The following is a 6,665-nucleotide window of genomic DNA, read 5'->3' as shown; positions in this document are numbered from 1 at the left end:
CATCCTAACCCCTCTATCTTTAAGAAAACCTATCCTATATAAATAATATCCTCCGCTAAAGACGCAAAAATCTCTCCAACAAGTGAGTCTTCATCATAGACACATGAGCCATTATTTTCTTCACGTTTTGCAAACGGTATTTGAGCAATTACTTCTGTTTGTAGTTGTTCTGCTAGCATTTCACCGCCGCCTTTTCCGAAGAGATAGTTTCTTGAGCCATCTTGTTCTTCGTAATATGCCATGTTTTCAACGATACCTAAAATATCGTGTTTCGTATGTTTTGCCATTACTCCTACTCTAGAAGCGACAAATGAAGCAACGTTATGAGGAGTTGTAACGATAATTTCCTTCGCCTGCGGGATCATTGCAGCTACATCAATTGCTACATCTCCTGTTCCAGGTGGTAAATCTAGAAGAAGATAGTCTAGTTCTCCCCAGTGCGTATTCGCTAGGAAGTTTTGAATCCATTTGTTTAACATTGGTCCGCGCCACATTACTGGGTTATTACCATCTGTAAAGAATCCCATCGACATAATTTTAACACCGTGACTAACGACTGGAATTGCGGTTTGGTCGATCATTGTTGGCTTTTCATTTGTTTCCATCATAGCTGGGATACTGAATCCATATATATCTGCATCTAAAATCCCAACCTTTTTCCCCATACGCGCTAAAGCAGTAGCAAGGTTAATCGTCACAGTTGATTTTCCGACTCCCCCTTTCCCGCTCGTTACAGTAATAAATCGTACACCTGAATCAGGCCGAAGCATACTAGGCATGCCTGTTTCTGTTCTAGCCTCTTTCTTTAAAGACGCTGTTAATGCTGCTCTTTCTTCCGGTGTCATCGATCCGAATGTTAAAGAAACTTTTGATGCCCCAATGTTTCGAAGAGATTCTTCAATATCTTGTTGAATTTTTGCTTTCAACGGACAACCTTGAATTGTTAAAACTACTTCTAGCCCAACTTCCGTACCATCAATTTGTATATTTCTTACCATGTTTAATTCCACAATACTTTTGTGTAACTCTGGATCTTCTACATGGCTTAAAGCGTTCATAATTTGTTCGTGAGTAATCATCATACACATTCCTTCCATTGTAATTATTTTACCTTGTGAAAAAAGTCTCCGCTTTTCCCACCCGTTTTTTGAACTAAATATGTTTCTTTCATGACCATCGTTTTATCAACAGCTTTACACATATCGTAAAAAGTAAGAGCGGCAATCGATACGGCAGTTAATGCTTCCATTTCTACACCTGTTTTCCCGCTGCATGTTACTGTTGCTCGTATGATCAACTCATAGCCATCGGTTTTCTTTTCATAATGGAACGTAAAATCAGTTCCTTGGATTAATATCGGGTGACACATCGGAATAATATCCGCTGTTTTTTTAGCACCGATTATTCCAGCAACTTGTGCCACTTGGAGCGGGTCACCTTTTTTCAATCCACCACTTTGAATTGCTTCACATAGTTCATTTGATAAAGAAATTGTACTTTGCGCAACAGCTGTGCGTGTTGAAATATCTTTTTGAGAAATATCAACCATTTTAGCTCTTCCCTCTTCATTCCAATGCGAAAATTCACTCATAATGATCCTCCTTAACGTATGAAAGATTTGATACTCGAATAGAAAGAATTACCCTCCACTTACAGGCGGTATAAGCGCAACAGTATCTCCGGATTTTACAATTTCTTCGTCCGTTACAAATTCTTCATTAATTGCTACCATAACTTTTTCTAGCGTCTGTAATTGATAGTTATCTTTCAGCCATTTTTTCAATTGATGAACGTTCATCTCTCGTTTTTCTATTATTACTAATCTCTCTGAGCCGACTTCTTCTCGTAAATTTGCGAACAGTAAAATTGTAATCATTCTCTCATTCTTCTTTCTTTGGTTTTCCTTCTGGATAGGGAATATTTTCAAGCTGATCTCCAATCCACTCCGTTCCATCTTCCCAAAATTCTTTTTTCCAAATTGGGACGATTCTCTTTATACGTTCAATTGCGTATTCATTCGCTTCGTACGCTACTTTACGATGTGGTGACGATACTGCAATGACAACGGCAATATCCATTATTTCTAATCGTCCTACTCTGTGTGTGATTGCTATTTTTGCATCCGGCCACTGTTTCTTAATTTCTTCTCCAATTTCAGTAAGCTTTTTTACTGCCATCGGTTTATATGCTTCATACTCAAGATGTAACGTTCGTTTTCCTTTCGTTAATTCTCTTACCGTTCCAATAAAAGTTGTAATCGCTCCTGCTTCTCGTCTTGCTACCTTATTCGTTACTTCTTCCACTACAATCGGAATATCTACAATTTCAAATCGTGCTTGTCCCATCAAAACCTCTCCCTACTTTACGGAATGTCCAAGGCCATTTACTGCCTTCGTTATCTTCTAATAAGAGAATGTCTACAAACATTCCTTTTTTATATCCTCTCGTACCGCCCGGTAGTACAATAAAAATGTTTGATTCTGCTAATGAAGAGACGGAACTAGATTTATCAAATCCTGATGGATAAGCGATTAGTTGTCCTTCGTTATACTTCAGCTTACCTCGTACAAATCTTGTAAATGGGTTCGGTTTTAGAAAATCTTCTCCGAGCATTGCTTTTTCTCGTTTTACATGTGGTGTTTCGCTAAACATATACGTACGAATGCTAGGTTTTACAAATAACTCAAAACCTACGTAACAAGCAGATGGATTACCTGATAATCCGAATAACAATTTCCCATTTAATTGCGCTACTGTCGTGACGCTCCCCGGCCGCATGGCTACTTTATTAAAAAGAACTGATGCGCCTAATTTTTCGTATATCGCTGGCAAATAATCGTAATCTCCTACCGAAACACCACCAGTTGTAATTAACATATCAACTTCACTTAACGCTTTTTTCACTGCTTCGTAGCACGTATTAAAATCGTCACTAAACTTCCCGAAATATTTTACTCTTCCACCTGCTCTTCGAATTTGAGACGATATCATATACGTATTACTATTTCGAATTTTCCCAGGTTGTAGTTCTTCAGTTACATCGAGAAGCTCACTCCCAGTCGCTAATAGTCCAATGATAGGCTTTTTCGCTACTGGCACTTCGCTATAACCGAATGTAGCAAGAAGAGCAGAAATACCTGGATTAATGTAACAACCTCTTTTTGCGAGAACGGTTCCTTTACGTGCATCTTCACCTTGAAAGGATATATTGTCCCCTCCTTTAAATGAGCGCCTCACTTCCATATAGCTTTTTCCGATATTCTCATATTGACGATGACGAGTCAGTTCTAGCATGACAACTGCGTTACATCCTTTCGGAATTTGTGCCCCTGTCATAATTCGAACTGCTTGAAATGCTTCTACTTCTTTATGGAATACAGAACCTGCTCCAATTTCACCGATTACTTCAAATACAATTGGATTTTCACGACTTGCCCGCGACGTATCTTCTGCCCTAATAGCAAATCCATCATATGGCGAGCGATCGAAGGAAGGAACATCGTGATCAGCTACTAAATCATCTGCTAATGTTCGCCCATATGCTAATTCAAGTGGTACTAGCTCTTTCACACCACAATGAGCAAATTCCATCACTTTACGAACAGCCTCTTCAGCTGTAATTGGTACTCTTCTTTCCATCATTACCAATCCCTTTCTATTAGCCTAATAACCGATAGTATAGTTGTTTTGCTTTTTGAATTTCATTCGTTCCGTGAATAAACACACGACCATCTTGAAAAATGACGATGCGATACTCTTCTAATTGGCAAGAGAGCAAATAAGGATTTCGATCTACTTTCCCGTGTTTTTCTAATACTTTTTCTAAATCGTCAAAGTTGTAATGATTATTATGCGCCGGTCTAATTTGAACTGTATTTCTTCCGCATAAAACAGCTGTCTTCGTTTGATTTTCGTATGATAAATAAGGATAAGTTCTATTTGTTCCGCACGAAGGACAGCCTTCCGTTTTGATTTTTTCTATTTTGATAGAATGATATTGATTACTCCATATATCAAACATTAAAAAAGTTTTTCTAATTGCTGCATAATCTTCTACTAAAATTTTGAATACTTCTGCTACTTGATAGGCAGCGACGATTTGAACAGCTGGACTAATGATTCCAACTGTGTCACACGTCGCTCCTGTAACAGGAACACTTTTCAACACACAATGTAAACATGGTGTTTTCTTCGGAATAATTGTATAGCTCATGCCATACGATCCGACACAAGAACCGTAAATCCAAGGAATATTGTGTTTTTGTGACAGGTCATTGATTACAAATCGAATATCAAAATTATCTGTTGCATCAATAATGACATCGACACTACCTAATAAAGCTTCCATATTATCTACTCTTGCATCCATTACAAGAGCTTGAATTTGCACGTCTGAATTAATTTGTTTTAAACGATTCTGCGCTGCGATTGCTTTTGGTAATTTTTCTATCGCATCTTGTTCAGCATAAAGTTGTTGCCGCTGTAAATTACTCCATTCTACGTAATCACGATCAATAATCGTTAATTTTCCAATACCAGCACGTACAAAGCTTTCGGCACTTGCACTTCCTAATGCGCCTGCCCCCACTATCAGCACATGCTTATTTCTAATCTTCTCTTGTCCTTCTTTTCCAATAGGAGTGAACAACTGTTGTCGTGAATACCGCTCTATCATGAGGTAACCTTCCTTTCATATAAAAATCAGCTTCATATACTATTATTTTTTCAATACATCTTTCTCGATAACACTTTGTTTCTGATAACAAGAAAAATAAGCGAATCCAACAAATCCAGCTCCGCCAATTACATTTCCGATAACAACAGGAACAAAGTTTTTCGCAAGATCCATCCACGTAAGGTGCCCCGCAAAAATAACTGCTGAAATAACAAACATATTTGCTACTACTTGCTGAAATCCAATTACGACAAAGGCCATAATCGGAATCCAAATTCCAACAATCTTCCCGATCAAATCGTTCGTTCCATATGCTAACCAAATCGCAAGGCAAACGAGCCAGTTACAACCAATTGCTAAAATTAACGTTCTTCCGAAAGATTCATGTAACTTATCTTGAGCTATCGCTATCGTTTTATTTAAATACGCCCCCTCAGTAAGCCCGCCAAGATGACCGAAACAATACGCTACGAAAAGTGCACCTAAGAAGTTAGTTAAAGTGATCCAAGCCCAATTGTTTAATACATGTTTCAATGAGATTTTACGTGCATAAAGTGCCATGGACATCGACATCATATTTCCCGTAATTAATTCTCCTCCTGCTAAAACAACGAGCATAAGTCCGATAGGAAAAACCGCTCCTCCTATAAAATTGACTAAACTTCCCCATTGCTCTGGTACATTACCTAGAACCCGAATATTAAGTAAAAATCCTAACGAAATGAATGCTCCTCCTAAAAAACCAAGAATAAGCATTGCGGATAGCGGTTGCCTTACCTTTTGAACACCGGATTCAATCACAAGCGCCGCGATTTGTTCCGGTTTATGAAATGCCATAACCAATTCCTCCATTTTTCTCATCTAAAAAAAGCAGCACCAAAAACCCTTAATATCGTAAGGATTTTTGAATGCTGCTTAATCTCTCTGCATATCTCTTACAGAAATATCAATCATCATTTTTACTATACGCATAGAAAGTGTACAAAACTTGCACATTTCCCACTATTTACTTTAACAAAGAGAATCTACATTCATAGTAGTTTCTCAGCCGCCGATATGCGACATTTCAATTTTCGGCATTGTTTTTTTATTCGTATTGCTTAACCGTTCATCTGAATAGCGATCTGAACGATTATTCCAAATGTCACGAATAATATCAGTAATTTCCTCATCCGTATATCCAGAGCGAAGTAATTCTTTAAGATCGTTTCCTTTAGAAGCAAACAAACATGTATACAACTTTCCTTCTGCGGAAATACGCGCTCTCGTACATGATGAACAGAACGAATCTGTTACAGATGAAATAATTCCTATTTCTTCATCACTGCCGATATAGCGATAACGTGTCGCAACTTCACCAGGATAGTTCGCTTCAATACGTTCAAGCGGCATCACTTTATGAATCATCTCTACTATTTCTTGCTTAGAAACTACTTCGCCTAATTCCCATCCGTTAAAATTTCCGACATCCATATATTCAATGAACCGAAGGATATGCTTATTCTCTTTAAAGTACTCTGCCATCTGAACGATGTCTTGTTCATTTTTCCCTTTTTGAACAACCATGTTCATTTTAATTTTCATTCCGGCTTCCGCTGCAGCTTGTATTCCTGCAAGAACTGTTTTTACTTTACTTCTATTTCCATTTAAATAAGAGAAACGCTCTTCATTTAAAGAATCTAGACTAACTGTCACGCGAGATAAACCGGCCTTATATAAATCAGGAGCAAACTTTTTAAGTAATGATCCATTTGTCGTTAAACCGATATCCTCTACTCCGTCAATTGCGTTTAATCGCTGTATGAGTTCAGGTAAGTCTTTTCGAAGTAAAGGCTCTCCTCCAGTAATACGTAACTTTCTGACACCTAAAGAAACGAAAATACGTGTAATCCTTTCAATTTCATCAAAAGATAAAATTTTATCATTAGACAAAAAAGCATAATCACGACCAAATATTTCCTCCGGCATACAATATCTACAACGAAAATTA

At 37.8% G+C, this 6,665-nt stretch carries 8 protein-coding genes; all 8 read right to left on the bottom strand.

All coding sequences use genetic code 11. The annotated features are described in order from the left end of the window. Positions 1-29: 29 nt before the first annotated feature. Complete coding sequence (locus tag V7038_RS23615; RefSeq protein WP_335695714.1) at positions 30-1,082, bottom strand: P-loop NTPase; 1,053 nt, start codon at positions 1,080-1,082, stop codon at positions 30-32. 20 nt (positions 1,083-1,102) lie between these two features. Next, entirely contained in the window at positions 1,103-1,591 is a 489-nt protein-coding gene (gene moaC / locus V7038_RS23610; RefSeq protein WP_335695713.1) for a cyclic pyranopterin monophosphate synthase MoaC, read from the bottom strand. A gap of 48 nt (positions 1,592-1,639) precedes the next feature. Next, positions 1,640-1,876, bottom strand: coding sequence for a molybdopterin converting factor subunit 1 (gene moaD, locus V7038_RS23605; protein WP_070139063.1), 237 nt, complete (start codon positions 1,874-1,876; stop codon positions 1,640-1,642). Positions 1,877-1,880: 4 nt separating this feature from the next. Further along, complete coding sequence (locus V7038_RS23600) at positions 1,881-2,345, bottom strand: molybdenum cofactor biosynthesis protein MoaE (RefSeq protein ID WP_070139062.1); 465 nt, start codon at positions 2,343-2,345, stop codon at positions 1,881-1,883. Further along, positions 2,326-3,639, bottom strand: coding sequence for a molybdopterin molybdotransferase MoeA (locus V7038_RS23595; protein ID WP_335695715.1), 1,314 nt, complete (start codon positions 3,637-3,639; stop codon positions 2,326-2,328). Before V7038_RS23595 ends, V7038_RS23600 begins: the two co-directional genes overlap by 20 nt. 19 nt (positions 3,640-3,658) lie before the next feature. Further along, the gene (locus V7038_RS23590) at positions 3,659-4,675 is read right to left on the bottom strand and encodes a molybdopterin-synthase adenylyltransferase MoeB (RefSeq protein ID WP_070139060.1); all 1,017 of its coding nucleotides are present in this window, start codon (positions 4,673-4,675) and stop codon (positions 3,659-3,661) included. A 42-nt stretch (positions 4,676-4,717) separates the two neighbouring features. After that, positions 4,718-5,512, bottom strand: coding sequence for a formate/nitrite transporter family protein (locus tag V7038_RS23585; protein WP_335695712.1), 795 nt, complete (start codon positions 5,510-5,512; stop codon positions 4,718-4,720). A 207-nt stretch (positions 5,513-5,719) separates the two neighbouring features. Beyond that, positions 5,720-6,665 (bottom strand): GTP 3',8-cyclase MoaA (moaA, locus tag V7038_RS23580; protein WP_335695711.1); only part of this gene is annotated, 946 nt, incomplete at its 5' end.

This window comes from Bacillus sp. JJ783, assembly GCF_036963225.1.
Classification (GTDB): domain Bacteria; phylum Bacillota; class Bacilli; order Bacillales; family Bacillaceae_G; genus Bacillus_A; species Bacillus_A cereus_U.
This window is presented reverse-complemented; position numbering and strand designations above follow the sequence as displayed.

Excerpts from the sequence above, each read along its gene's own strand:
- moaD (WP_070139063.1), bottom strand. The coding sequence starts at position 1,876 with ATGATTACAATTTTACTGTTCGCAAATTTACGAGAAGAAGTCGGCTCA.
- V7038_RS23595 (WP_335695715.1), bottom strand. The coding sequence starts at position 3,639 with ATGGAAAGAAGAGTACCAATTACAGCTGAAGAGGCTGTTCGTAAAGTG.
- V7038_RS23615 (WP_335695714.1), bottom strand. The coding sequence starts at position 1,082 with ATGATGATTACTCACGAACAAATTATGAACGCTTTAAGCCATGTAGAA.
- V7038_RS23600 (WP_070139062.1), bottom strand. The coding sequence starts at position 2,345 with ATGGGACAAGCACGATTTGAAATTGTAGATATTCCGATTGTAGTGGAA.
- moaC (WP_335695713.1), bottom strand. The coding sequence starts at position 1,591 with ATGAGTGAATTTTCGCATTGGAATGAAGAGGGAAGAGCTAAAATGGTT.
- V7038_RS23590 (WP_070139060.1), bottom strand. The coding sequence starts at position 4,675 with ATGATAGAGCGGTATTCACGACAACAGTTGTTCACTCCTATTGGAAAA.
- V7038_RS23585 (WP_335695712.1), bottom strand. The coding sequence starts at position 5,512 with ATGGCATTTCATAAACCGGAACAAATCGCGGCGCTTGTGATTGAATCC.